Origin of the sequence: Halalkalibaculum sp. DA3122 (assembly GCF_043951865.1) — a bacterium.
Classification (GTDB): domain Bacteria; phylum Bacteroidota; class Rhodothermia; order Balneolales; family Balneolaceae; genus JAMQKA01.
Genome location: NZ_JBINJF010000002.1, coordinates 226,745 through 251,564 on the forward strand (window position 1 = coordinate 226,745; position 24,820 = coordinate 251,564).

A 24,820-nucleotide genomic window follows, 5' to 3' on the forward strand; every position below is an offset into this window, starting at 1 on the left:
TAATTACTGGTTGTCGACGTTTACAGATAACGTGCAAAGTTCATCTCCAAGTGTAGCTTTAACCTGGTCCCCTTTTTTTAGCGGGGAAACGCCTGCCGGGGTTCCGGTAAATATCAGGTCGCCTGGATGCAGCGTAAACACCTCCGAAAGATACGAGATCAGCTGCTTGATCGGAAAAATCATCAGGCTGGTGTTGCCCCTCTGCCGAACCGTGCCGTTTACTTCCAGCGTGAGATCCAGGTCTTGCGGATTTTTCCCGGCATTGGCGTCAGCAAACGAACTGATCGGGGCAAAAGTGTCAAAACCTTTGGCAACAGACCAGGGATGGCCTGACTTTTTGGCCTGGTGCTGAAGATCGCGGGCCGTAATGTCAATTCCCACTCCATACCCGGCCACGTATTCGAGCGCCCGCCCGGGAGCGATGTTTTTTCCTTTTTTACTGATCGCCACGACGAGCTCCACTTCGTGATGTACATCGGCACTCTTCCTGGGAAGCTGAATCGTTCCACCGTTAAACAGCAGGCTGGTGATCGGTTTCAAAAAAACGAGCGGTTCGTCGGGCTGCTCGTTGTTGAGCTCCCTGATATGTTCCACATAATTCCGGCCGATACAGAAAATGGTGTTAATCTCAAGGGCCGGAGAGAGTCCCGGTATTTTTGGGCGATTCATAGATCCGTCTGCATAAAAAAAGCCTTAATTCCAGCTGGAATTAAGGCTTCAGATTTTAAAATTGTGTTTTACTGAGCCGTTTCAATGCTTACATATTTACGACCACCGCCGCGGACATGAAACATGACCTGCCCGTCAGCTTTGGCAAAAAGCGTGTCATCCTTGCCGCGACCTACATTTTCGCCGGGGTGGAACTTGGTTCCGCGCTGCCGCACAATAATATTGCCTGCACGGACGTGTTCCCCGCCGTACTTTTTAACGCCCAAGCGTTTGGAAATCGAATCGCGACCGTTCTTGGTAGATCCTTGACCTTTCTTATGTGCCATAATGAACTAAATTTCGTTGATTATCCTTCTTGCTTGCTTTCCCAGGCATCCAATACCGTTACCCGGTCTTCTGTTTCGGGAACAAATCCTTCGAGCTCCTCCAGCGGGGTGTTCCTGATATGACTGATCGCTTCTTTGGCCGTCATATCGGTGGAAACCTGTGCAGACTCCTGTTTCGGCTCTTCCTTTTCATCGGCTGATTTTCCGGCCGAAGCGCCTGTACTCCCACTGCCGGAAGTATCGATTTTGTTGATTTCGATCTGGGACATCGGCTGCCGGTGACCACGCTTGACGCGATAGCCCTTGCGGCGTTTCTTTTTGAAGACGATTACCTTGTCAGACTTGACATTGTCGAGCAAGGTAGCCTCAATAGAAGCCCCCTCCACAACCGGTTGGCCGACGTCTACTTTTCCATTGCCGTCGTTAATCAACAGCACGCGGTCAAACGTCAGCGTACCGCCGGACTCATCGGCTTGCTTGTCAACAAACAGGACATCGCCTTCGGATACTTTATATTGATGTCCACCAATTTCTACTACTGCGTACATCGAAAATGTGATGTTAGATTAATAATTTCTTCTTTTGAACAGATTCCAAATATAAGCTTTTGCAATCCTAATACAAAGTGAAAATTATGCTGAATGATTATTCCTAAAATAGTATTTTTGTACCGAGACGAACAGAACTTTTTCCAATTAAACAGATCAGTGATGAGCAAAGAACTACCCGATCTTCACAAGCAGGCCTTTATGTTTAAAAACACCAAGCGATTTCAGCATGACGGAGGCCGTGCCTGGATCAAGGATTCCCAGCTGCACGAATCCCGCCGAGATCATAATGGACGCCTGCAAACTATTAACAAAAAGAAAAAACAGGAACGAGTCGAGGGGTCCAAAGATCACAAACCCTCTTTTTAACCTGTGTGTCAGATTGTTGAATCTGGATAACAAATCAATAGACCGACAATATTAGTTTGCCAATTCCGAATTTTCCAAGACAGTGAAGATGGAGTACGATTTAAAAGATTTTGAGAAGGATGTGCTTGAAGCGTCACGCTCAACCCCGGTAGTTATCGATTTTTGGGCGGAGTGGTGCGCTCCCTGCCGCCAGCTGGGTCCCACGATCGAAAAATTGGCGGGCGAAGCAGAGGGCCGATGGAAGCTGGTAAAAATAGATACCGAAAAAAATCCCGATCTTGCCATCAAATTCGGGGTACGGGGCATTCCGGCGGTAAAGATGATATACCAGGAAGAGGTGATTGCCGAATTTACAGGGGCGCAGCCGGAGCATCTTATCCGGAACTGGCTGGAGGAAAACCTTCCCGACGGCGATGCCGCCCATTCGGAGGAAGTCCTGGAAAAAATAGAGCAGCTATTGAGAGAGGGAGAGCGGGACCGGGCTCGCTCATTTGCTGATGCCGAGGTAACCGAGAGGTCCAGCGCGGAATTAAAGGTACGGTATGCCATGCTGTTGCTGCCGGATCGGCTGGAGGAAGCCCGGGAATGGATGGAGGAGATCGACGAGGCAGCGAGATATGAATATGAGATCGAGTTCCAGGTCCTGGAAACGGTGTCTCACCTCAAGGAGATTGTGCAGGGAGCAGCGGAAGTCTCGGGAAGTGAAGAAGCCCTGCAGCTCTACCGGGACGCTGCAGCGGCAATGATGGAAAAAGATTTTGACACCGCCCTGTCCACATTTATCCGGGTATTGCAGGTAGATCGAACTGTTGATGATGACGGGCCGAGAAAAGCATGTATCGCCTGTTTTACGATGCTTGGTGAGCAGAACCCGCTATCCGCTGAATATCGACGCGCTTTTTCAATGTCGCTGTATTAGAATATATTAGGCCGACCTCATCTAGTTAACTATCCATCCCTAACATTTTAATATGTTACTTATCCACCGGGATGGATTAATAGAAGGGCACCTTTAAAATAACCGGGTTTGCTGTGTAGGTATGTCATACAGAGTTTGTTCCCCACGAATGTTTTTTTGGTCTTTTAGAGGGCAAAACCCTCAATTCCTCGTTCCGAGGGAGTTCTACTCCGTTTAAAAGGTCGATACAGTCGGTGGTAAGCCACCTCCCAGCAAAATAGCAGGTTCTGTAAAGGTCCCTTTAAGAAAAAGTAAGAACCTGTCGCTTGGGGTCGTCAATAAAAACTGGCAGTGTTAACTGGATGGCAACTACACCCGTTTGCCGGGAACCATCGCTTGGAACGGTGTGTTTGTCCTTTAGACGGGTGGATCACGCTAAAAGCAGATATGATTTTTTCTAAGCACATACTTTCTGTCGCTGATTGTTGTTGCTGTTGTATAACAACGTGTGATGGGGGTATGTGCAGAATGTGCTAAAACCGTTCTGATTACAACATCAAGCCTCATCACAACGATTTGTGGTGAGGCTTTTTTATTTTTAATACGAACCCAAAAAAGCAATACACTATGTCTGGTACATGCCAAACACTTGATATCGAAACGTATACGAAAACAAAAGAAGCGGTAAAAGAGGACCCTTCGCAAGGCAAGGGTGCTTTTGAGACGGAAACGATCTGGAAAGATGGGGCTGTAGCTGTCAACAAGGCCCGCAGTTTTGAGATAACCACCGACGAACCCCAGCCGCTGGGTGGTGGAGATACCGGGATTGATCCGATGGAGCTTCTGCTGGCCTCTCTGGGTTCCTGTCTTACGATCGGGTGGGTGACCAACGCCAATTTTCATAATATCGACTATAAAAATCTCAGGATAAAGGTATCGGCTCCCTTCGACCTGCGGGGATACCTGGATATTGACGACGACGTACGCCCCGGTTTCCCCGAAATTAATTACGAGGTAGATGTGGAGACCGATGCGGATGAGGAAACGCTGCAGAAAATTAAGGAGGCTGCCGAGAAAAACTCCCCCATGTTCGACAATATCGCAAACGGGGCCCCGATCTCCGGTACGATCAATCACACAAAAGCAGTGACCGGGTAAGTTGGACTGCATTTTGTACCTGCCGGGTGCTGTGAGCCTGGCAGGTACTCTTTCGTTAGCGATGGTATGAACAATTTTCGGCAACCTGTTGAAGCATTTCTCACATTGCGGTAGAGGAAGAACAAGGTTGGGACAATCCACTGATAAAGTGTTGATAACGGGCTGTATTTGGTCATCGACACGCCGGCAGTTTGGAGACGAATTTCGTAAGAAAGCCAGTTGTGATCCAATCAATAAGAATGGAAACAGAAATTCCGGAATGGATTGTCAGAAAGATACGAGTTCAATACGGGGCTCCTGTCAATATCAATAATTCAATTACACTAAGTACTCATGTATATGTATAAATCAATAAATAGCACCACTTTTTTGGTAATACTCTTGCTACTTGTAACGGCTTGTACTTCTGAACAGTCAGAGTCAACTGAACAGCAGTCATCCACAGGTAGTGAAACCGAGTTGGGGGAAGCTCCCGATTTTGAAGTGACTACCATTGCGGGCGAAACAGTGAGCCTGCAGCAATCGCTGGCAGAAAACAAGCCGCTGGTTGTCTATTTTACCGCTTCATGGTGCCCGATCTGCGCAAAAAACTGGCCGGTCCTTTCGGTGGTATATCCCGATTATAAAGACAAACTGAATTTCGTCGCGATTGGCATCGATCCGACTGATGATGAACAGGTGATGAGAGAGCTTTCCGAGGAAAAGGGATTTACCTTCCCGATTACCCGGGGATATCCGGATGTGATGGTCGATTTTGGTGTGGAGAGCCAGGCCACCACGGTTGGAGTGAATCGTGAAGGAGATATCGTTTTCCAGAAAAATAAAACCGCCCTCAGTGAGGAAGAGTACCGCGCCCTTTTTGACGAGTTGGTGAACTGACCGATATGGACTTTGTCTATTTCTCGTTTATTCAGGGTGTATTGGCGTTTTTGGCGCCCTGTGCCGTGGCTTTGCTGCCCGGTTATATCGTGGCGTTTATTTCCCGTAACTCCGAAGGGGATCCGGCCGTGGTTACGCGCATGGGCCGGGGGCTTAAACTGGCGCTGCTCAGCATCCTGGGCATTTTGGTGGTCTATGCTGTCGCCGGGGCGATGATTATTATTGCCGCCCAGGTGTTGAAAGAGTACATGAAGTGGATCACCATCGGTATGGGAGCAGTGCTGATTCTGCTGGGTATTCTGATGGTGGCGGGAAAAAACATTTCGTTTTCCCTGAACCTTAACAACCCGACGCATAAAACAGAATTCGTCGAGGCCTTTGTCTTCGGAGTGGCCTACGCCATCGGGGCGCTCGGGTGCCTGTTCCCGCTGTTCCTGGTCGTAGCCACCCAGGCTATGGCAGCCCCGACGGCCTGGCAGGGCGCATCCTATATCGGGGCGTATTTTGTGGGAATCAGCGGCATGATGATCGCCACGATATTGCTCTCCACGGTTGCCAAAGATCTGCTCATGAGCTCCCTGAGAAAAATCCTGCCTCACATGGAACGCATTACCGGCGGATTACTTATTCTTGCGGGCGCGTATGTGATATATTACCAGATGGCGCTTTTTTAAATATTTTGGGAATGAATATCCCCAAAGCCTGCGTGTGAAATAGCTGGTATGTACCCGCTCTGTGTTCATAATAAATGAAAGGAATAGTGAAATTATGGAATTGGAAGCAATCCACCAGTGGCTGATGAATCTGTCGGCCGACTACAATGTGAATCCCTATATATTTGCGGCTATCTACGTGGGGGCGATACCCTTTTTTACCGCCTCCGTAGCCTGGGTTGTCCGCAACAAAAAGCGCGATAAACCGATCACCCTGCCGGTCTTTTCCACCGGCTTTTTCCTCTCTTCAGCCTATATTTACCTGCTGATAGCGGGTGAGAATGTACCGGGCTGGGTATATGTGGTTGTGGTCGGACTGCTGGGATACGGCATCTATGCCACTTTCAATAAAATCAAGAACAAGAAAAAAGAGATTTCTGTATGAGTTACGACTATGACCTGTTGGTAATCGGGGGCGGTGCGGCGGGACTCACGGCCGCCGGAATGGGCGCAAATTTCGGGGCAAAGACAATGATGGTGGAGGCAGATAAGCTGGGCGGCGATTGCACCTGGACCGGCTGCGTACCCAGTAAAACGCTGCTTCACGCAGCTAAACTGGCACAAAATGCCCGTGAGGCGGGAAAATTCGGGCTGGAGATATCCTCAAATGTAAACTTTTCCGCCGTCATGGAGCATGTTCGGGCCAAGCGGGAAGAGGTATACCGGGAAGCCGACGACCCGGATATTTATCGCGATATGGGGATCGATATTGAATTTGGTCGGGCGCGGTTCGTGGATGCCCATACCGTGAACATTCAGGGCGACGGGGCGAGCAGGGATGTCTCCTCTCGCTATTTTGTGATTGCAACCGGCAGCAGGGCGACTGTCCCACCAATCCCGGGCCTGGCGGAAGTTTCCTATCTTACCAATGAAACTCTTTTTGAGGCGACTGAGCAACCTGAAACCCAGGCTGTTGTCGGCGCAGGCCCGATCGGTATCGAGATGGCGCAGGCATTTCAGCGGCTGGGAACCCAGGTTACGGTATTCGACATGCTGCCCCGGATCCTCTCCAATGACGACAAGGAACTGGCCGGCATGCTGAAAGAACGGCTGCAGCGCGAGGGGATCGATTTTCGGCTTTCGGCTTCTGTAAACAAAATATCGGAGACCCGGTCCGGAACAGTTCAAATAGCTGCCGATATTGAAGGAGAATCAGCAAACTGGTCGGGCGAAGCTCTTTTGGTGGCTACCGGAAGGGCAGCCAACCATCAAAATCTGAATCTCAAGGACGCCGGAGTCGACTTCACCAAAAAAGGTATTACGGTTGACGATCGCTGCCGCACCAGTCAAAAACATATCTACGCGGCCGGGGATGTGACCGGCCGGTACCAGTTTACCCACATGTCGGAACACATGGCCAAGGTGGCGGTGACGAATGCTCTGCTCAAAGTGCCGATGAAAATAGATTCCGGGCATGTACCGTGGAGTACCTACACTGATCCCGAGCTGGCACACGTGGGGGCAACCGAGCAGCAGCTGAAAGAGAATGGCAGTTCCTTTGAAACCTACCGGTTCCCGTATGATAAAATTGATCGAGCCCTCACCGAAGACGCCACGGATGGGCTTATTAAAGTATTTGCCAAAAAATGGAACGGGAAAATCCTGGGTACCACTATTTTTGGAAAACAGGCGGGTGACCTGATCGGTGAATACGCCCTGGCCATGCGCAATGGCGTCACCCTCCGGAATATCGCCGATACTATTCATCCCTATCCCACCTTTGGGCTGGGAGTTCGCAGGGCAGCCGACCAGTGGTATGTGAAAAACCAGTCGGAATGGCAGGTAAAACTGATTAAAAAAATATTCGGTTACCGGGGGAGTACTCCCGATTTAAGTGACAAGGACCGGATCTTGTAATTTCTAGAGGGCTTTGCAAAACCCTCAATTCCTCGTTCAGAGGGAGTTGTACTCCCGTTAAAAGGTCACCAAGGTCGGTAGTATAACTACCTCCCATCAAAGGCAGGTTCTCCAAAGGCCCCTTCTAATAACCAATTTTGGGCGGATAAATTTAGATTCAAGCAAAATTGGAGGGGGTGTCGGTTTCTCCCCAACCTGGTTAAGAGCGTGTGACGAGCTTTTCGTAGATAGGCTCACATTCTGCCAGAAGTTCCTTCAGATGCTCCGGAAAGGGAGCGGTTTTGGGTTTGTAGGGCTGAAAACCGGTGGACCGGTGTACGTTCTGGTACCAGTATTTGGCCCAGACTCCATCCTCGGGACGGGGACCGGCCGGCCATGAAAGCATCGCTCTGTCGAATGGAATTTCAAGAGTATCGCAAATTTCGGACAGCTTTTCTTCCGGGTTTATCAGCACCTCCCTGGAATCGATGACCAGCGGTTCCTGCCCGAGAGTAATCAGGTATTCCAGCAGCTCCAGGTGTTTGGCATAGCCCACGTCGCGCATCGTCGGCTGTTCCACCTTCTGGGCGTAGGAGGGCAGCATATCCCGGGGATCGCGGGTTAATATAACATTGATCGTTTCTTTCATGAAACTCCAGTCCAGATCCACAAGGTGGTGAGTCATATTCTTGAAGAAAACCACCGGGGTTTCATACTCACCGAATATTACATCTCGTATGACCTGTTCACCGTCATTAAGCTGGTCGGCAATAATCTCTTCCGCTCCGGGGTGATACTCGTCGGCGTCAGTGGAGGTCAGGTAGTGGGCATACAGCGGCTCATCGACCACCGTGGTGTCCTCTCGCTGGGCAAAAGAGTACATCAGGGCGGTGGAGATATTGCGAGGTCCGCTCCACAAGCAGATTCGCTTCGTGTCACTCATCAGTTGTCTCCTTTTTGTACCGCTTTGCGGATCGCTTCCGTATACAGTTCGTGCACTTTTTGGGTCACCGGACCCGGTACCGAGCGACTGATGGTTCGCCCGTCTACTTTTGTAACGGGCGTTACGCCCCCGAAGCTGCCGGTCACAAAGGCCTCATCTGCGCCGTAGACATCGAACAGTGAAAAATTCTTTTGATGGCAGGGAATGCCGGCTTCTTCGCACACCTCAATGATTTTGCCCCGGGTGATGCCGTTCATACAATACTGCCCGGTGGAGGTCTGGACTTCCTCGTCGTTGACCATGAAAAAATTGGTGGCGTTGCAGGTAGATACAAACCCGTTGATGTCAAGCATGAGTGCTTCATCAGCCCCGGCTTCCAGCGCCTGGATGAGTGCCTGCACCTCATGTAGCTTGCTGTGGCAGTTTAGCCGGGGATCGAGATAATCCGGCGAACCCCGGCGTATGGTGCTGGTAAACAGGGTGACCCCGCGCTTCCGGCTCTCGGGATCAGCCTTTTTGTGTTCAGCGACGATGACCAGGTTTGGGCCGGATATCGTCAATCGCGGATCCTGGCTGGGAGTTTTTTTGATACCACGCGTCAGCATTACCCGAACGTGTACGTGGTTGTGCATGTCGTTGGCTTCCAGGGTTATCCAAATCTTGTCGGTAAGCTCTTCCCGGCTCATCCCGATATCCAGACCGATGGTGGCCGCCCCGGTCCACAACCGATCCAGGTGTTCATCCAGAAATACCAGCACGCCGTCATGCAGGCGCAGGGCCTCCCAGACGCCGTCCCCCACCAGGTATCCGCTGTCGAATACTGATATTTTGGCTTCCTCGCGGGGTTTCAATTCCCCGTTGATATAAATGAGTACGTTTTTGTTACGCGGATCTTCAAGGGCGTTGTGGGTGCCGTGGGTCATCTCTTTCTTCCTCTGGTGTGTTTAATTTAATGCATGAAAAAGTAAGGACGGTTCGGCACTACTTCCAAAAAAAATAGAGCAACGATGAAGGTCCGGGTTCGTCGGAACGCAGATGACACCGGTCAAGCCGATCTCTGCAGACAGATCATGTGAAAGCTGATATTCCGTGGTGATCGGCAATATCGGTAGTACTGGTGTTCTTCCAGGAAAAGACCGAAATCAAGGATTTGCCGTAACATTATGATGTACCGCAGATTATTCAGGAACCGGTTAAAAAAGGTGAATACCCTGTTGAAGGATGAAACCGGGTTCTGCTTTGATATTCAGTCATTTCTTTTAACTTTATAATTAACTTAAAGTTCGGGGTAAGGTGGTGTTTAATTGTGGCATGGAGGGGCACAAACCGGGTTGTTTACCCAGATATTGCCGCAAACAGAAGTACCCTTGCAGTCCGGCAGGGTTTGCAAAATTAGAAGTTTTGTCCAGGGCGGAATCTGACCAAATTTAAATGGGTCAATTAAGCTTCCGGCGTTACAAAAAGCGGCTTCTCCCGTTCGCCGGTAGTGAAAAATGTTCTTTTAATCATATCTGCAAAGCATAGTATCAGGTTATGGAAAAAATCATGATTTCAAGTATAAAGCCACTCGGGTTGTTGTTGATAGCGTTGTTTTTGAGCTCCTGTTACAGTGTCAGGATCAAGACGGTGGAGGGGGTGCCGATGCCCGATCCCGTCAGTGACCGTACCGACTACTACCGCGATATGATGGTGATAGAAAAGGATACGGTGATAAATATGGGAGCGGTAGAACAGGATTTTACCATGTTGATCAAAGAATGTGGGGCCGACGGGCTGCATACCGTGGAGTATAGAAATACGCTTGGCGGTGTTTTGCTGAGCGGAATCACATTCGGAAGAAAACGACAGGTAAAACTCAAATACGTTTGCATGAAACCTTCAAACTAAAGGACGATGGCAAAAACAACACCTTATCAAAAGTCGGAATGGGATACGCTGCACAATAACGGTCCGTTCCCGTTAAAACTGCTTTATGTAACTGAGCTGGGAGGAGAGAGCATGTTCCCCTCCAAGACCGAGCGATACAAGGACGCCGCGGGAGAGGTTCAGCGCCTGATCCGGGAAACGGCAGAGGCAGGAGAGGGATTCCGGGCATACGGTTCCCGCTGGTCGCTCTCGAACATTGCCCACCACAGAGACCGGATGCATTACAACGGATACATGAACCTGCACCTTCCACTGGCCGGTGAGGATTATCATCCGCAGACTGGCTATGATCCTTCCGACCTTTTTTTCTTCGAGTGCGGGAATACGATCAAAGAGCTGTCCCAGACGTTAAGTTCGCACGGGAAATCGCTGAAGACAAGCGGGGCCAGCAACGGCCAGACGATTGCAGGTTCTGTTTCAACCGGTGTCCACGGATCCGCGATTGATGTCGGCTCCATACAGGATTACGTGGTGGGACTGAACCTTATTATCGGCCCGGAGCCTGATGATATTATCTACCTGGAGCGACACACCCGCCCCGCCCTGAGCAATACCTTTGCCGACAAAATAGGGGCGAGAGTCATCCGGAATGACAAGCTGTTCAACGCAGCGCTGGTTGGCCTCGGGGGATTTGGATTTATTCACGGCGTAACGATAGAGGCAGAGGACAAGTTTTTACTGCGGCGCCACGTGGTGAAAGTTGACAAAGATGTTGCCCTTGAACTGGCCGATTCGATGGATTTCAGGAACTCGGAATTCAAGATCGAGGGGGAAACCGATGAGGAGGGAAACCCGCTCCGTCCCTATCACTACAAAGTGTTTATGAATCCGTACAATGACGAGGAGGAGTATGTGGTGGAGGCGATCTATAAAAAGCCGTACGAGGTGCCGTATCCCGATCCCTTTCCGGTTGTTCAAAAATCGGTATACCGGGAGCTGATTTATCTTTTTGTCAAGATTGCGGAAGATCTCCCAAATATTATTCCCAAGCTCATTAAACAGCTGAATGATGTGGTCCTGCCCTCCGTTGACCAAACGACGATTGGAACCCACGCTGAGCTCTTTTGGGATTCGCAGTACCAGGGACCGGCTTTTGCCTGCTCTTTCGGGGTGGACCATCGGAACTCCTCGAAGGCGTGGGAAGTGCTGGCAAAGGTTGCGAGGGAGGAAGGTCCTTTTCCCGGGCTTTTTGCCATGCGGTTTGTCAAGCAGTCGGAGGCCATGCTGGCGTTCACAAAATTTCCAATAACCTGCATGATTGAGATTGACGGGGTGCTGTGGGAAAAGTCGGATAAACTTCCCAGCCTCACCGAATTTTCCCGCATGATGATCGAGGCGCTGCAGGAAAATGACATCCCGTTTACTCTGCACTGGGGTAAAAATGCCGACTGGGGATACCCGAACCTGGTAAACCATATGTACGGGACCGATGTGGTGAACAAGTGGAAAGAGCTGCGGAGTGCCCTGCTTTCCCCTGAGATGGCCCGCGTGTTTTCCAATGATTTTATGGACACCACCGGCCTCTCTTCGGTCATTGACGATGCGGATGAGGATTTGATCGCCTCACTGGATGAATAAAGACGGTATGTTTGAAAGTCTTTGCAAAACCGTTGTTTTTGGCCAATATCGTCATTTTTGCGGATGCGAACCCCTCATTTATGAGATATAAACTGTGGTTCCGAATCCGTTCAGGGGTTGATCTTGACCAAAACTCCTGGTTTTTCAAAGCACTCTTTGAAATGAAAATAGGTGGGAGGTCCGGCGATGACTGGTTGGAATCGGATCAGAAAAAGTGTCAGGATTGCGGGTGATACCGTAGAAAAAAGGAGCAACAAGCTGGCCCATATTGTGGCCTCTCTTGTTGAATCGGCAGGTGTGGGTGTTGCCGACGCGCTGCACAGCACAGGTGCAAAGAGGGCGATTGAACCGCTGTTTACCTGGATGGGAGGAAGCCTGAAAGGTATATTTTCGCTTTTGTCAACGGTCATCAACGCGGTTTTGGGCATCGCTGGTGGGCTTGTCGGGGGATTCATAAAGATAGCGGGTGGACTGCTGACAGCACAGGGACGGGTAATGGCTGAAGGGGCCGGGGATATCGTTTCCGTGATTTTCGGGAGTATTATTCTCGTGGCGGGCAAGCTGGTCGCCCTGATTCAGGCAGCAATTGCTATCCAGGATTTTGAACGGCCGTTAACCACATCCGAGGAGAGAATGCTTAAAAGAGTCTTCAGGGATTCGCTAAACTGCCACGTAGTACGAGTGGTGGAAGGGCGCTCGGGACTGTTCGGGCTGAGTGAGCGTGCATTTACTCTGGGGAATACGCTCTACATGAAAACGGAAATATTCCCCGATTATCTGCTGATTCACGAAGCCACCCACGCATGGCAATATCAGCATATGGGTGCGCGATATGCCAGCGATGCCCTGATGGCCCAGTGGTTTCTCCCCGATGCGTACAACTGGCAGAAAGAGATTAGTGACCGAAAAAGAGCTGAATGGACTCTCTTCAACCGGGAGGCCCAGGCAGAGTTTTTGGCGGATATCTGGAAGTATGGGGAATTGAAGAACAGCAACGGTCAAAGGGCTGAGGAGGGAGGTGGCGCTTTTTTCGACGCAGATGGTCAGGGCATGCTTGCACATTTCAAGATTCACAACAAGGACTACACCGATATGGCCAACGACGCCGTTAATAAAATTCGGTATACGTAGTTATTGTGGCAAGCACAATGGGGTAATACGTATACCGAATTGGTAGATGATATATCCTATTTAAATCCTTGAACCAGCCCAAAGAAAAAGGTAGTAATCAGCAAACCCATTACAATTTCGAGCTTGTATGGAGAAGCATATTGGAGAATGACATTGACCACAAGCTCCCCGTAGGAGAACAGCAGGTTCAAAAGTTCAGTTGCAAATTCCATGATTTTTCCATTTTGGTTGCCACTTACTTTAAAGAGTGGTCCGGGTACAAAATGTTACAAAAATTAGTGTATTTTAATTTTTCGGGAAAAAGTATGCTTCTTGTCGGGTTTGCAACAGTATCTGGCAGGCAATGATCTGTTTTCCGTATAATGAGAGCCGGGAATCTGTGGGACGAAGGGAGGGGATGCGAAACACGTACGGTTTTCTGTTTGCCGCTCAAACTGCCAGGTATATGCCATCGTCTTCAATGGTTATAATATTCTGCTTGTAGAGGCGGCCGATCGCTTTTTTGAACGTTTTTTTACTCATTTCCAGCCGTTGGTGGATCTCTGCAGGGTCGCTTTTGTCATGCAGGTCCAGGTAGCCGTCCAGCTGTTTAAGGTGCTGCAGAATATGTTCGGCGTTGGGTCCTACCTTTTCGTATCCGATGGGGCGGAGGGTCACGTCAATTTTCTGGTCATCCCGTATTTTTTTGATGTAGCCGGTGGTTTTATCGCCGTAATATACATCCCGGAAAAATTCATTGTGGTAGATCAGGCCCTTGTGCTGTTCATTGATGATCACGTTGTATCCAAGTTCGGTTTCAGTCCAGATCCAAAGGTCTACCTCCTCTTTTTCGGCCACCGTGATATCACTGTTATCGAGATAGCGATCTATTTTGGAGGTTGCTACCAGGCGGTTGCTCTTATCGTCAAGATACATGTAAACCAGCCGCGTCTGGCCCTCCTGCATCTTCTGGGTTTGCTCGCTGTGGGGAACAAAAAGATCTTTGTCAAGTCCCCAGTCGAGGTACGCCCCGTAGATATTGACCTCGTTAACCCGTAACAAGGCGATGCTGTTGAGCGTTATTTTGGGATCCTGCATTGTGGCTGTAAGGCGTTCTTCCCCGTCTTTATAGAGAAACACGCGAACATTTTCTCCTTTCCGGAGCTTTCGTGAGGCCAGCGTTCCGGGCAGCAGCACTTCCCCGTCTGCCGGGTGGGAGGGATGCCGCAGGAAATAGCCGTATTCCGAATTTCGCGCTACGTTCAGTGTTTGATAAGTGCCAAGTGTAAACATAAGAGTCTGCTGTTGGTGAATCTAAAAAGATCACGCAAGGTAAGGGGAATGGTTCTGACAAGTCAACATTTAATCGAAAGGCATTAAATGTTCCCCCGTAAACGGTTGGGGGCACATAAGGGGCTATTTTTCCAAAGTCTCCATTAGAGTAGGTGAATGGAAAATGAACAAACGACCGCTTTGTTCACCTGGTTGCATCCAGGCGAAAAGTGATACAGGTATGGTTAAACTTTTATACCTGATGATGAGGATTTTTCGTTATATCCAAAATGGATTTACCCGTTTTCCTGTAAAAATTCCTGGGTAATTTCCCGGGTTCGTTCAGCTCCCATATATTTCTCCAGGTCGTAGAGCGTCACTTTTTTTTCGCCATTGTCGTAGGTATACCCTAAGTAGCCATCGTCAATCTCAGATTCAACTTCTGATGGCTTCATGCCGAGCATTTGACTTATCTCTTCAATAGAAAATTTTGAACGCATAGCGGTAAGCTTTATTCGTTTTATTGTAGATGAAATAGACCATTCGATGGATTTATGACGAAATATAAAATAGAAAAAACTTTGCTTTAGTGGAATTCAAGATATTTTTAGATTTTTCCCCCGCAAGAATGATTGATCTGTTTCGTGTTGATTGAGTAATAGCAGGGAGCTTTGCAAAACCACTACCTGAGTTCGCAAGCCGGTTTATCGGATTCAAATTCCCACATTTCAATCTAAAAAAACGGTTTAGAATTTACCCAGCCGTTGATCCCGTGTAAACGTACTGGTTCCCCTTCCTGTTAGTCACTTGTCAATACCTGAAACCATATGACAACGCTGATAAATACCTTTATAAACTAAAATTTTGATGCTCTTTTTCAACCTCTTTGTGTCGGAAACAGTCAACCGTATGGTCATTCACCATGCCAACTGCCTGCATGTGCGCATACATAATAGTACTCCCGACAAATTTGAATCCCCGCTTTTTGAGATCGGATGCGAGCTTGTCAGACTCTTCCGAGGTGGACGGAACTTCGCGGATGGACTGCCAGCGGTTGTTGATCGGTCTCCCTCCCACAAAAGACCAGATATACTTGCTGAAGCTGCCGAAAGCTTCCCGGATGTCGATAAATTTTCGGGCATTGTTGACCGCCGCCCGTATCTTCTGCTCATTCCGTATGATCTCCGGATTTGATGTAAGCTGTTGAATTTTTTTCTCGCTGAAACGGGCCACTTTATCAACGTCAAAGTCGGAAAATGCCTGGCGATATCCCGCTCGTTTCTTCAAAATTGTGCTCCAGCTGAGGCCGGCTTGGGCGCTCTCAAGGATCAAAAACTCGAACTGTACCCGGTCGTCGGTTACCGGTACCCCCCACTCTTTATCGTGATATCGTACATATTCGGGGAAAGTATCCTCACACCACTCACATCTATTTTTCATATATTAGGCCTCCGTCGGATTAGAAATGCCTGCGTAATAACAGAACAAGTTAAAAGTAATTAAACAAGACCAATACGAATGCTGTGGGAACAAACTACTAATTATTTTGCCGAGAAAAGTGGAATTAGTGAAAAACTCGGAGATCAGATTAAAAGTCTTTCTCAATTTTTAGAGGAGGCGATAAGAGACAAGGATGACGCCGATCTGATTGAAGATATCACGGAACTGCCGAAGCTGGCCTCAAAGGCTTTTGACGAGGGCGATGAGGAGACAATGGAAAAGCTGAAAGAAAAAATCGGCAGCTTGTCCACCGAAAAAATCAGTTCGCTTCTCCGATATTATACGGTTTATTTTCATCTTATCAATTCGCTGGAACAGCACGAAATCACCCGTATCAACCGGGAGCGATCATTTGATACCACGGCCGATGCGCCCCGGACGGAAAGCATCGCCGAGGCGGTCTATCAGCTAAGCGAGAAAGGGTACAGCAAGGAGGAGGCGCTGGAGGTTATCGGCAAGCTCGATATTCAGCCCACCATCACCGCCCACCCGACCGAAGCGCGTCGCCACAGTATTTTGGTGAAACAGCAGCACATTACCTCGATGATAGCCAAGCTGGAACAGGAGCAGTACACCCCGGATGAACGAAAAACGGCGGTCCTGGAGATTTTGAATGAGATCCACCTGCTGCTGGCCACCGATGAGGTTCGTTCCGCCCGGGTTACGGTGGAAGACGAGGTGGAAAACGGCATGTTCTATTTTATGAATTCCATCTGGGAGACGATTCCAGTACTGTACGATGATCTTCGCGAGGCGTTCAAGACGTATTACGATACGGTCCCCGAACTGCCGATTATTCTCAAATACCGGTCTTGGATCGGGAGCGACCGCGACGGAAATCCGAAAGTGACCACGGATGTAACCTGGAACACAATTCTGGAACAGCGCGAAAACGTGTTGAAGCTGTACCTGGAGGAGCTGGACGAGATGCGCCGATACCTGAGTGTGTCCAACAACAAGTATTCGATCACGGAGGCCCTTGAAGCTTCTATTGAGCAAGACAAACAGCATTTCACCCTTTCTGACCGGTACCAGCGATTATACAAGCATGAGCCGTACCGGCAAAAAGTGACGCTTATCATGCACAAGCTCCGCCACCAGCTGAAAGCCCTTCGCGAGGGTAGAAAAGCGGAAGTGATTGAAGAGGCGCAAAAGTATACGGCGTCCGATTTTATCGGGGATCTTCAGCTGATACGGGAGAGCTTGGCCGAGGGTGGACTGAAAGGAGTTAGCAGCTACGGCAAGCTTAACAACTTGTTGATTCGAGCGCGTACCTTCGGGTTTCATCTTGCGGGACTGGATATCCGCCAGCACAGCAAGCTGCATGAGCAGGCGGTAACGGAACTGCTTTCCCTGGCAAAAGTCACCAATGACTACCCCGAACTCTCGGAACAGGAGAAAATTGATGTGTTAACTCAGGAGCTTTCCAACCCGCGCCCGCTGTGCCCCGCCAAGGCCAATATCTCTGACAATACGCGCGAACTGCTTGATGTTTTTTCCATGATTGGGGAGATGCAGGAGCTGGATAAAAACAGTTTTGGCTGTTATATCATCAGCATGACGCACGGTATAAGCGATATGCTCGAGGTACTCATTCTGGCGAAGGAAACGGGGCTGTGGAGTTACGAGCAGGATGAGGTTAAAAGCCAGCTCGACCTGGTTCCGCTGTTTGAAACGATTGAGGATCTCGAGGATTGCGGGGCCATAATGAGTAAAATCTATGAGAATGACCTGTATCACAAACAGGTCATCGCCCGGGACGATTTCCAGGAGATTATGCTGGGTTATTCCGACAGTAATAAGGATGGCGGATACTGGATGGCGAACTGGGCCCTTGAAAAAGCTCAACAGGATCTTGGAAAGGTATGCCGCGAGTATGATGTGGATTTTAGGCTCTTTCACGGTCGCGGCGGAACGGTAGGTCGTGGCGGTGGCCGCTCGAACCAGGCTATTCTGGCACTTCCGCCCATTAGCAATAATGGGCGCATACGGTTTACCGAACAGGGCGAAGTGATATCGTTCCGGTATTCTCTTTCCTCGATTACCCGCCGGCACCTTGAACAGATTGTAAACGCGATGCTGCGAATTACGGTTTCCGACGAGGACCCGACCCAGGGCAACCGGGACCAGCTGGAAGAGGTTATGGAGCAGATTGCCCGGCGCTCGATGAAGGCCTATCGCGACCTAATCGACGATCCGGAATTCTGGCCGTGGTATACCGAAATCACCCCGATTGAGCATATCAGCCGCCTGCCGATCGCTTCACGACCGGTTTCCCGCAAGGGACCGGATGCGGCGGATTTTGATAACCTGCGCGCAATTCCGTGGGTTTTTGCATGGACCCAGGTGCGATTTAACGTGCCCGGATGGTACGGCATCGGGGTGGCACTCAAGGAGATGATTGACCAGGACAAGGAAAACCTGGAGCTGTTTCGCAGGTGGTACAACGAGTGGATCTTCTTCAAAACGATCCTGGATAACGCCCAGCGTGAAATGGCGCGAACGCACCTGCCAACGGCAAAATCATACACGGCCGAAGCCGACGGCAAATTCTACGGGATCATATCGGATGATTTCCGGAAGGCGGAAGAGGCGATAACGGCCATCACCGGGCTGGATGACATTCTGGACAACAGCATGGTGATCAAGCGGTCCATCTGGTTCAGAAATCCGTTCACCTATCCCCTCAACCTCATGCAGGTAAACCTGCTCAAACGCTGGAGAGCGGCGGGCGATAAAGAGGAGGAAGAGCTCCGCGAAGCCTTGTTTCTCAGCATCAACGGCATTGCCGCCGCCATGCAGAGCACCGGGTAGGAATATCGAACCGCAGAAAAAGGAATGCCGAATTTTGATTTTCCTTACTTCGGTATCCGAGATTTCTTGTTCGATATTCTGCGGTTCATAATCGCCTTCATCTGGCGCCGGAACTTGGGAGCTCCACCATTCGCGGGATGCCGTACGGGGATGTAATCCAGTTCAAGCCTGTCAAGGCACTGTTCCGATTTTCGGCCAACCGCAATGACTTTTGCGGAAGGAAAGAGATCAAAAAATGCTTCCAGCACGGGAATACCGGCCTCCAGTTCGGCATCGGTGGGAGTCCGGTTGCTGAGCATCCCATCTCCGGCATCGTATGGATGCCACGCCAGCGCGTTCCAGAGTACCACCTCGAACGGGTCTAAACCCAGAGTGTAGAGCGCCTTCCACATAATGGTTGCAGTGGGTTCAGAAAACCCTTTTTCAATTACTTCGGGACTGCTCGTTCGCTCTGGCTTCAACTCCCGGAACACGTCATCCGGCGGAATGTTGTGTGGTTTTTGTTGGTGGCCAAGCAGGATACGCTCGGAGGTCATGGCAATGCCGGTAAAATGTCCCCCCTGATATCCCAGCGCTTCGGCTACGCACAGGTATTTTGCGGAGTCAAGGCGGTCGGCAAGGTACGTCCGTAGCTGCCGGCGTCGCCTGCGGGGCGATTTCTCATCAAGATCATGCTTCTCATCCTGCTGGTACCAGGGATTAAAGAACGACCCTTCCGGGGTTTCTTCCAAGAGGTTGAACAGATGGTCTAATCTTTTTTTCACAGTAGTTTATTCAGGTCCGGGATTGAAGTTAACCATATGAGGGTTTTGCAAAGCCTTCAACATGATAAAAAATATCGGTGTACGGATGAGAAGAAAATAAAGTAGCCCCTTGTTTTCAATAAAAATGCAATACGTTTTCCATTTCGTTACATTTATTATGTTTCTCGTATCTCTTATCCGAACCATTTAAAATGGTAAGTCTGTATGCCAAGTGAACACGCTACTATCGAAATTCAGCGAGTAAAGGAAAGTCGTCTCCAGGAAGTGGATCTTGAAAGTCCCGGGTTTGGCCGGATCTTTTCCGACCATATGTTTGAAATGGAGTATCGGAACGGTCATTGGGGATTGCCCGGTATCAAACCTTACGGGACGATAGAGGTTGAACCCGCGCTCAATGTGTTTCACTATGGGCAGTCGGTATTTGAGGGGACCAAGGCCTATTATGCGGGGAATGATACGGTAAACCTGTTCCGGCCTGAGAAAAATATTGAGCGTATGGCCAGGTCCTGCAAACGGGTATGTATTCCGGAAGTGGACCCTGATCTGTTTATGCGGGCCATTGAGCAACTGATTCGGCTGGACCACCGGTGGATTCCCCAAAAAGAGGGCAATGCCCTGTACATCCGGCCATTTGCCATGGCTTTTGAGCCGGTGATTTCGGCCCGCTCCGCCAAGGTGTTCCGATTTTATATCATTACATCTCCGGTCGGATCGTACTACTCTGCGCCGGTGAGCCTGGTAACGGCTGGAAACTATGTACGCGCAGCCAAAGGAGGCACTGGGGAGATAAAAACCGCCGGCAACTATGCCGCAAGCTTGTATCCCGTACAAAAGGCAAACGACAGGGGATATGACCAGGTTCTCTGGCTCGATGCCGACCAGCACCGGTATGTGGAAGAGGTGGGCACGATGAATATCTTTTTTTTAATTGAAGATCGACTTGTGACGCCCGAGCTGGGGGGTACGATTCTACCGGGCATTACGCGGGATTCGGTCATCCAGCTGGCCAAGTATTGGGACATTCCTGTTGAAGAACGCCCCGTGCCGATCAGGGAGGTCATGGAAGCGGGTGAAAACGGCGCGCTGCAGGAGGTTTTCGGAACGGGTACGGCAGCCGTCATTTCTCCGGTAAAATCTATTTCGCACGATGGAGGTACGATAAAAATTCACGATAAAGGCCGGGGTCCGCTGGGACAGCGATTGTATGACGAAATTTACGGTATTCAAACTGGCAGGCGGCAAGATCCTTTCCAATGGATTCACCCGGTGGACCTGTAAACAGAAGCAAAGAGACGTTGGTGACTCCTCATCCATGAACTATATAGGCCTTCCTCAAAAAGTCACGGCAGGCCTTTTTCCGGGACAGGCGTGTTCCTTTTTGTGTGAACAAAACGAAAAAATCACCGTCTGTCATCGCTTCCCCTTCGGCTAAAAGAAACTCAGATGTTCCCGGTAGCAGACTTATCTAAAATAGAGATTTTCTACAGTCTGCGCATTTGTCAAAATTCCTCGCAGGGTTTCTTAACCCCTCATTTTTAATTGTTCCGGGAAATAAGCCGGTATGTACAACGGCATTAATATCCTTTATCCCGATCAATTTTATTTTTTACTTCCATTCCTGATAGAGCTCGTTTGTAGTTTTCGATCACTTGTCCAGCTACCTCGCGGGGGAGAGTGAAGCTGGCGGAATGGGGAGTAATCATAATATCCTGGCGGTTCCAGAACGGGTGGCGGTCGGGCAGCGGTTCTTCAGAAAACACATCAAGGCACGCGCCCTCGATCCACCCGGTATCCATGGCGTAGATCAGGTCCTCGTCCACCAGGTGCTCTCCGCGAGCGGCATTAATGAGATATGCCGGGCGCCGCAATTTCCTGAAAAGGGCCAGGTTAAGTATCTCTTCTGTATCGCTCGTCAGTGGAAGCAGGCACACCAGCACACGGGTCGACTCCAGGAACTGGTCGAGTTCATCAGAGGCAAAAGTGTCAACCCCCTCGATTGTCCTCCTGGTGTGCGACCAGCCGTTTACCTGGTACCCGTTTTGTGCCAGGATTTCGGCCACCGGTTTGCCCAGTGTTCCCAGTCCCATAACTCCGATCGGTATCTCGTCTGGCTTTTTGTTTGGGTGCTCGCTCCATTTTCGTTCTGTTCGCTGCTGGTAGTAGGCATACATGTTGCGCTGATAGTTGAGAACGGTCATTAATATATACTCCTGCATCTGGCGCACCAGGGAGGGAGAGACAATCCGGCATACGGTTACATTCTCGGGAAGCACTTCATCCCGCAGAATATGATCCACGCCGGCTCCAAGCGAAGAAATCACCTTGAGATTGGGAAACCGGTTCAGTGTCTGCTTCGGCTGATTCCAGCTAAGGATAAACTGAACGCGCTCCCTGTCTTCAATATTCGGCCAGATCTCGATGTCAAGGTTGGGATCTTCCTCCAGCAGTGCCTCTTTCCAGGCCATTAGATTGTTGTGATGCGGGGCGAGAAGCAGTAGCGACACAGCGAACGCATGGATTTATTTAAAAGTGGAGTTCAAAAATCAAGAGTGTGGACTAACATCAACGACTGTTTGAATTCAGGGTCTCAGTTGAGACCCTTTCTATGAGCATGTCGATTGCAGTACAACTGATGTCAGGCAACAAAAGCGATTTTGTAAAGTCTCCTGTGGTTTATTTCAGAAGCTGCGATTGTTACCCCTGAGTTTACGGCGCATTGCTATTGATCTCAATCCAGTAACCATCCGGATCCTGAAGGTATACCTGCCGAACTCCATCGGGACGCAGTTTTATTTTATTGGGATCTCCCTCCCAATTGTAAAAAGGAATTTTTTTATCACGCAGGTTCTGAATGAAATTGTCAAAATTTGAGACCGCCAGGGCCATGTGCAAGTATTTGTTAACGCTCACCATCTCCTCCTCCAGCAACAGGTGAAGTTCCAGATGTTCTCCCATTGAAAACCAGCGGCGGGTCGGCTTTTCTGTTTTATTTTCTACTTCCTGAAGGCCCAAGACCTCCTGGTAAAATTCAGCAGACTTGTCCAGGTCGCTTACTACAATAGCCTGGTGCTCAAAAGTGGCGGTGTATTCTTGTGCGCGGGAGCTTGTAACACCCAGGGAAAATATAAATAGTGCAAGGCATGGAAGATACCGGAAAACGGTTCGGATATTGACGGGAAACGGGAAAAAGGAATAGCGTTGCATATCTTTTCATTAAAGGCTTAAGATGGTTTATTTCATGCAGATCTCCGAGAAGCTGCCATTAGCATATGTACTGTTAAAAAAGTAACTCCGCAAGTACTAATTTGACTGATCCAAATCATGGGATGACCAGCTTCTGCCGGGAAAGGAAAATGGAATGAAACTTCATTTCTGCCACTTCAATTATAGTGGTAAATACTTGCGTTAAGTCTGTCAGGCAAATACCAATACTCTCGCAAAACAGGGTAAAAATACCTGAAATCGGCCGAATAGAACCAAGATCTGTCAACTACCAGGAACCAGAAGATATCCTCGAAAAGTATGGATAAAGAGCTTATCATAACCTGTGAGCATGCAGGCAATGAAGTTCCCAGCGGGTACCGGTCACTATTTGAAGATGATCCCGAAATTCTGAAGACTCATAGAGGTTATGACATCGGGGCGCTTGAGCTCACCCGCACCTGTGCCAGGAAACTGAAAGTAAGCCCGTATCTGCATTCGGTCACTCGTTTGCTGGTGGACCTGAACCGATCTCTTCACAGCCCTGAACTGTTTTCCGAGTTTATGGAATCGCTGGATGAAAAAGGAAGGCAGATGGTTCTTGAACAATATTACAAGCCGCACCGAAATACTGTAGAGGCACAGATTGAGAAGATGGTAAGCAAGGAAGTCCAGGTGCTGCACGTGAGCGTACACACCTTTACCCCCATATTGGACGGTTCATTGCGGGAAGTCGATATCGGATTGCTGTTTGACCCGTCCCGATCCAGCGAGACCCGGTTTTGTCATATTTGGAAAAGACTGCTTGAGCGTGATTCCGATCTGAATATCCAGTTTAACAATCCATATCCCGGTGTCATGGATGGATTTTCCACCTATTTGCGTACTAAATATACCGACTCTGAATATGCCGGACTGGAGATCGAGGTTAATCAGAAATTTCCCGAAAATCGCTCTTCCGGCAAGCGGTGGAGTCAGGTGCAGGAGCTGGTGGCAGAAACACTGAGGGAAGCTTACCAGGAGTGGAGGGCAAATTAATCCGGTATTGAGTTGGCTGTTACGACTCTGCGACCGATCGTGCTCAGATCTGAGCTTCCTGTTGTCTGCAGTGTTCTGTATTCGGGTGCTCTAAATTTGGATTGAGTTTAGGTGCTGATCTCAAAAAATGAAACTATTGTGGATTTAAATTGTTTTTCGGTATTTGCGGTACGCTCAGTGTGAAAAATCCCATACCATTTCAGACCAACTCAAACTGCCTGCTATATAGATGAAGCTGTTCACAGAACGAACGCCTTTTAAACGCGATGTTTTGTTCCTTTCCCTGTCCGGCATTTTCCTGACCTCCCTGGTGTTGGGGAATGTTATCGGCACGACTAAATTTGTTACTATTTTCTCCTTAGAGTTGCCGGGATGGCTGAAATCAATTACCCCCAGTCTTGTGCGGGACGAAAATATCTATACGATGAGTGTTCCGGTCGGGGTTGTCGCCTATCCATTCACTTTTTTGGCAACCGATCTTATTTCGGAACTATTTGGACGGAAAAAGGCACAGATGGTTATCTGGGTGGGATTTGCCATGAACATATTTATGCTTTTTCTGATGAGCGTGAATCACTGGCTCCCCAATACGGCAGGAGTCAGCGGTGGAACCAGTCTTTTTGAGGGAGTCTATGAGTTTATGGTAGGAAATACTATTGCCAGCATGATTGCCTACCTTACGGCTCAAACAGTTGATGTACGCCTGTTCCATTTTTGGAAACGTTTGACCCGGGGTAAGCACCTCTGGTTGCGCAATAATGCCTCTACAACCGTAAGTCAACTGGTTGATTCTACAGCGATTCTCTCAATCTTGTATGTGGCAGGCAATTTGGGAGACAATGTGGACAATATCGGAGCCCTGGCCATCCTTATTCTCAATTCCTATCTGTTCAAGTTCTTCTTTGCATTGTTTGATACCCCACTTTTTTATCTTGGGGTTAAATTATTTAGGAATTACGAAGAAGATCCTTCGGAATTTAGCTTGTTGGGTCCAGATCCTGACAGTGCATAAGGTTTGGCTTCAAAGAAGATGATGGAAAAAACTTTCAAAAAAACATTGACAATGCCTGCCCTATAGTCGTATATTTTGTTTCCGTTTTGGAGATGGGTTGAAGCCAATTTTCGAATTGATTTCAACCCAATTTTTTGCTCTGAATTTTTGTGTTCAGAGAGCTTCAAGATGTTGTTCTTTTCCGTAATGAGACAGACAGATAATCGCATAGTGCGACCCGTCATTCTGCGAAGCAGATGACGAAGTAAAGACGGCCGGGAGGCAAG

The 24,820-nt window shown here is 49.1% G+C and carries 26 protein-coding genes; 14 read left to right on the top strand and 12 right to left on the bottom strand.

Annotated features, from left to right (window positions below; translation table 11 throughout):
• Window positions 1-3: 3 nt before the first annotated feature.
• The 3 genes from ACG2F4_RS02740 to rplU form a co-directional block, all read right to left on the bottom strand.
• The gene (locus tag ACG2F4_RS02740; RefSeq protein ID WP_395258096.1) at window positions 4-669 is read right to left on the bottom strand and encodes a fumarylacetoacetate hydrolase family protein; all 666 of its coding nucleotides are present in this window, start codon (window positions 667-669) and stop codon (window positions 4-6) included.
• A gap of 68 nt (window positions 670-737) precedes the next feature.
• Window positions 738-995: a 50S ribosomal protein L27 gene (gene rpmA, locus ACG2F4_RS02745; protein ID WP_395258098.1), complete on the bottom strand. Its 258-nt coding sequence runs from the start codon at window positions 993-995 to the stop codon at window positions 738-740.
• 20 nt (window positions 996-1,015) lie between these two features.
• Window positions 1,016-1,543 (bottom strand): 50S ribosomal protein L21, encoded by a 528-nt coding sequence (gene rplU / locus ACG2F4_RS02750; protein WP_395258101.1) that lies wholly within the window; start codon window positions 1,541-1,543, stop codon window positions 1,016-1,018.
• A 162-nt stretch (window positions 1,544-1,705) separates the two neighbouring features.
• Between rplU and ACG2F4_RS02755 the strand changes: the two genes are divergently transcribed.
• The 7 genes from ACG2F4_RS02755 to ACG2F4_RS02785 all read left to right on the top strand — a co-directional run bounded on the left by ACG2F4_RS02755 (window position 1,706) and on the right by ACG2F4_RS02785 (window position 7,417).
• On the top strand, window positions 1,706-1,912 hold the full coding sequence (locus ACG2F4_RS02755) for a hypothetical protein (RefSeq protein WP_395258104.1): 207 nt from the start codon (window positions 1,706-1,708) through the stop codon (window positions 1,910-1,912).
• Between the two features lie 88 nt (window positions 1,913-2,000).
• Complete coding sequence (locus ACG2F4_RS02760) at window positions 2,001-2,831, top strand: tetratricopeptide repeat protein (protein ID WP_395258107.1); 831 nt, start codon at window positions 2,001-2,003, stop codon at window positions 2,829-2,831.
• Between the two features lie 606 nt (window positions 2,832-3,437).
• Entirely contained in the window at window positions 3,438-3,968 is a 531-nt protein-coding gene (locus ACG2F4_RS02765) for an OsmC family protein (RefSeq protein ID WP_395258110.1), read from the top strand.
• A gap of 339 nt (window positions 3,969-4,307) precedes the next feature.
• Complete coding sequence (locus ACG2F4_RS02770) at window positions 4,308-4,847, top strand: peroxiredoxin family protein (protein WP_395258113.1); 540 nt, start codon at window positions 4,308-4,310, stop codon at window positions 4,845-4,847.
• Between the two features lie 5 nt (window positions 4,848-4,852).
• Entirely contained in the window at window positions 4,853-5,521 is a 669-nt protein-coding gene (locus ACG2F4_RS02775) for a cytochrome c biogenesis CcdA family protein (RefSeq protein ID WP_395258116.1), read from the top strand.
• Between the two features lie 94 nt (window positions 5,522-5,615).
• Window positions 5,616-5,945: a hypothetical protein gene (locus ACG2F4_RS02780; RefSeq protein ID WP_395258119.1), complete on the top strand. Its 330-nt coding sequence runs from the start codon at window positions 5,616-5,618 to the stop codon at window positions 5,943-5,945.
• A complete protein-coding gene (locus tag ACG2F4_RS02785; RefSeq protein WP_395258121.1) occupies window positions 5,942-7,417 on the top strand; it encodes a dihydrolipoyl dehydrogenase family protein in 1,476 nt (491 codons plus the stop codon). The genes ACG2F4_RS02780 and ACG2F4_RS02785 overlap by 4 nt, the downstream gene beginning before the upstream one ends.
• Window positions 7,418-7,616: 199 nt before the next feature.
• Here the strand turns inward: ACG2F4_RS02785 and ACG2F4_RS02790 are convergent, their stop codons facing one another.
• Together ACG2F4_RS02790 and ACG2F4_RS02795 are read right to left on the bottom strand one after the other, a co-directional pair.
• Window positions 7,617-8,339: a sulfotransferase family protein gene (locus ACG2F4_RS02790; RefSeq protein WP_395258123.1), complete on the bottom strand. Its 723-nt coding sequence runs from the start codon at window positions 8,337-8,339 to the stop codon at window positions 7,617-7,619.
• Entirely contained in the window at window positions 8,339-9,262 is a 924-nt protein-coding gene (locus ACG2F4_RS02795) for an aminotransferase class IV (protein ID WP_395258125.1), read from the bottom strand. The genes ACG2F4_RS02790 and ACG2F4_RS02795 overlap by 1 nt, the downstream gene beginning before the upstream one ends.
• Window positions 9,263-9,884: 622 nt before the next feature.
• Between ACG2F4_RS02795 and ACG2F4_RS02800 the strand changes: the two genes are divergently transcribed.
• From ACG2F4_RS02800 to ACG2F4_RS02810, 3 genes are all read left to right on the top strand, one after another.
• Window positions 9,885-10,226, top strand: coding sequence for a hypothetical protein (locus ACG2F4_RS02800; RefSeq protein WP_395258128.1), 342 nt, complete (start codon window positions 9,885-9,887; stop codon window positions 10,224-10,226).
• A gap of 6 nt (window positions 10,227-10,232) precedes the next feature.
• Entirely contained in the window at window positions 10,233-11,843 is a 1,611-nt protein-coding gene (locus ACG2F4_RS02805) for an FAD-linked oxidase (RefSeq protein WP_395258131.1), read from the top strand.
• Window positions 11,844-12,029: 186 nt separating this feature from the next.
• Window positions 12,030-12,974, top strand: coding sequence for a hypothetical protein (locus tag ACG2F4_RS02810; RefSeq protein WP_395258134.1), 945 nt, complete (start codon window positions 12,030-12,032; stop codon window positions 12,972-12,974).
• 56 nt (window positions 12,975-13,030) lie between these two features.
• Here ACG2F4_RS02810 and ACG2F4_RS02815 read toward each other — a convergent pair whose 3' ends face one another.
• From ACG2F4_RS02815 to ACG2F4_RS02830, 4 genes are all read right to left on the bottom strand, one after another.
• Entirely contained in the window at window positions 13,031-13,186 is a 156-nt protein-coding gene (locus ACG2F4_RS02815; RefSeq protein ID WP_395258137.1) for a hypothetical protein, read from the bottom strand.
• 217 nt (window positions 13,187-13,403) lie between these two features.
• Window positions 13,404-14,246 (bottom strand): S1 RNA-binding domain-containing protein, encoded by an 843-nt coding sequence (locus tag ACG2F4_RS02820; RefSeq protein WP_395258140.1) that lies wholly within the window; start codon window positions 14,244-14,246, stop codon window positions 13,404-13,406.
• Window positions 14,247-14,521: 275 nt separating this feature from the next.
• The gene (locus ACG2F4_RS02825; protein WP_395258142.1) at window positions 14,522-14,725 is read right to left on the bottom strand and encodes a hypothetical protein; all 204 of its coding nucleotides are present in this window, start codon (window positions 14,723-14,725) and stop codon (window positions 14,522-14,524) included.
• Window positions 14,726-15,074: 349 nt separating this feature from the next.
• On the bottom strand, window positions 15,075-15,665 hold the full coding sequence (locus ACG2F4_RS02830; RefSeq protein WP_395258145.1) for a DNA-3-methyladenine glycosylase I: 591 nt from the start codon (window positions 15,663-15,665) through the stop codon (window positions 15,075-15,077).
• A 78-nt stretch (window positions 15,666-15,743) separates the two neighbouring features.
• Between ACG2F4_RS02830 and ppc the strand changes: the two genes are divergently transcribed.
• Window positions 15,744-18,539 (top strand): phosphoenolpyruvate carboxylase, encoded by a 2,796-nt coding sequence (gene ppc / locus ACG2F4_RS02835; protein WP_395258147.1) that lies wholly within the window; start codon window positions 15,744-15,746, stop codon window positions 18,537-18,539.
• 44 nt (window positions 18,540-18,583) lie between these two features.
• Here the strand turns inward: ppc and ACG2F4_RS02840 are convergent, their stop codons facing one another.
• On the bottom strand, window positions 18,584-19,303 hold the full coding sequence (locus tag ACG2F4_RS02840) for a uracil-DNA glycosylase (RefSeq protein WP_395258150.1): 720 nt from the start codon (window positions 19,301-19,303) through the stop codon (window positions 18,584-18,586).
• A 204-nt stretch (window positions 19,304-19,507) separates the two neighbouring features.
• On the opposite strand from ACG2F4_RS02840, the gene ACG2F4_RS02845 reads away from it, so the two are divergent.
• Window positions 19,508-20,581 carry a branched-chain amino acid aminotransferase gene (locus tag ACG2F4_RS02845; protein ID WP_395258152.1) on the top strand — a complete coding sequence of 358 codons (1,074 nt, stop codon included), beginning with the start codon at window positions 19,508-19,510 and terminating at the stop codon, window positions 20,579-20,581.
• A gap of 296 nt (window positions 20,582-20,877) precedes the next feature.
• Here ACG2F4_RS02845 and ACG2F4_RS02850 read toward each other — a convergent pair whose 3' ends face one another.
• Both ACG2F4_RS02850 and ACG2F4_RS02855 read right to left on the bottom strand, forming a co-directional pair.
• On the bottom strand, window positions 20,878-21,807 hold the full coding sequence (locus ACG2F4_RS02850; protein WP_395258155.1) for a 2-hydroxyacid dehydrogenase: 930 nt from the start codon (window positions 21,805-21,807) through the stop codon (window positions 20,878-20,880).
• Between the two features lie 202 nt (window positions 21,808-22,009).
• Complete coding sequence (locus tag ACG2F4_RS02855) at window positions 22,010-22,507, bottom strand: VOC family protein (protein ID WP_395258158.1); 498 nt, start codon at window positions 22,505-22,507, stop codon at window positions 22,010-22,012.
• 318 nt (window positions 22,508-22,825) lie between these two features.
• Between ACG2F4_RS02855 and ACG2F4_RS02860 the strand changes: the two genes are divergently transcribed.
• Together ACG2F4_RS02860 and ACG2F4_RS02865 are read left to right on the top strand one after the other, a co-directional pair.
• Window positions 22,826-23,542, top strand: a complete 717-nt coding sequence (locus ACG2F4_RS02860; RefSeq protein ID WP_395258161.1) for an N-formylglutamate amidohydrolase — start codon at window positions 22,826-22,828, stop codon at window positions 23,540-23,542.
• A gap of 229 nt (window positions 23,543-23,771) precedes the next feature.
• Window positions 23,772-24,554, top strand: coding sequence for a queuosine precursor transporter (locus ACG2F4_RS02865; RefSeq protein ID WP_395258164.1), 783 nt, complete (start codon window positions 23,772-23,774; stop codon window positions 24,552-24,554).
• Window positions 24,555-24,820 lie beyond the last annotated feature (266 nt).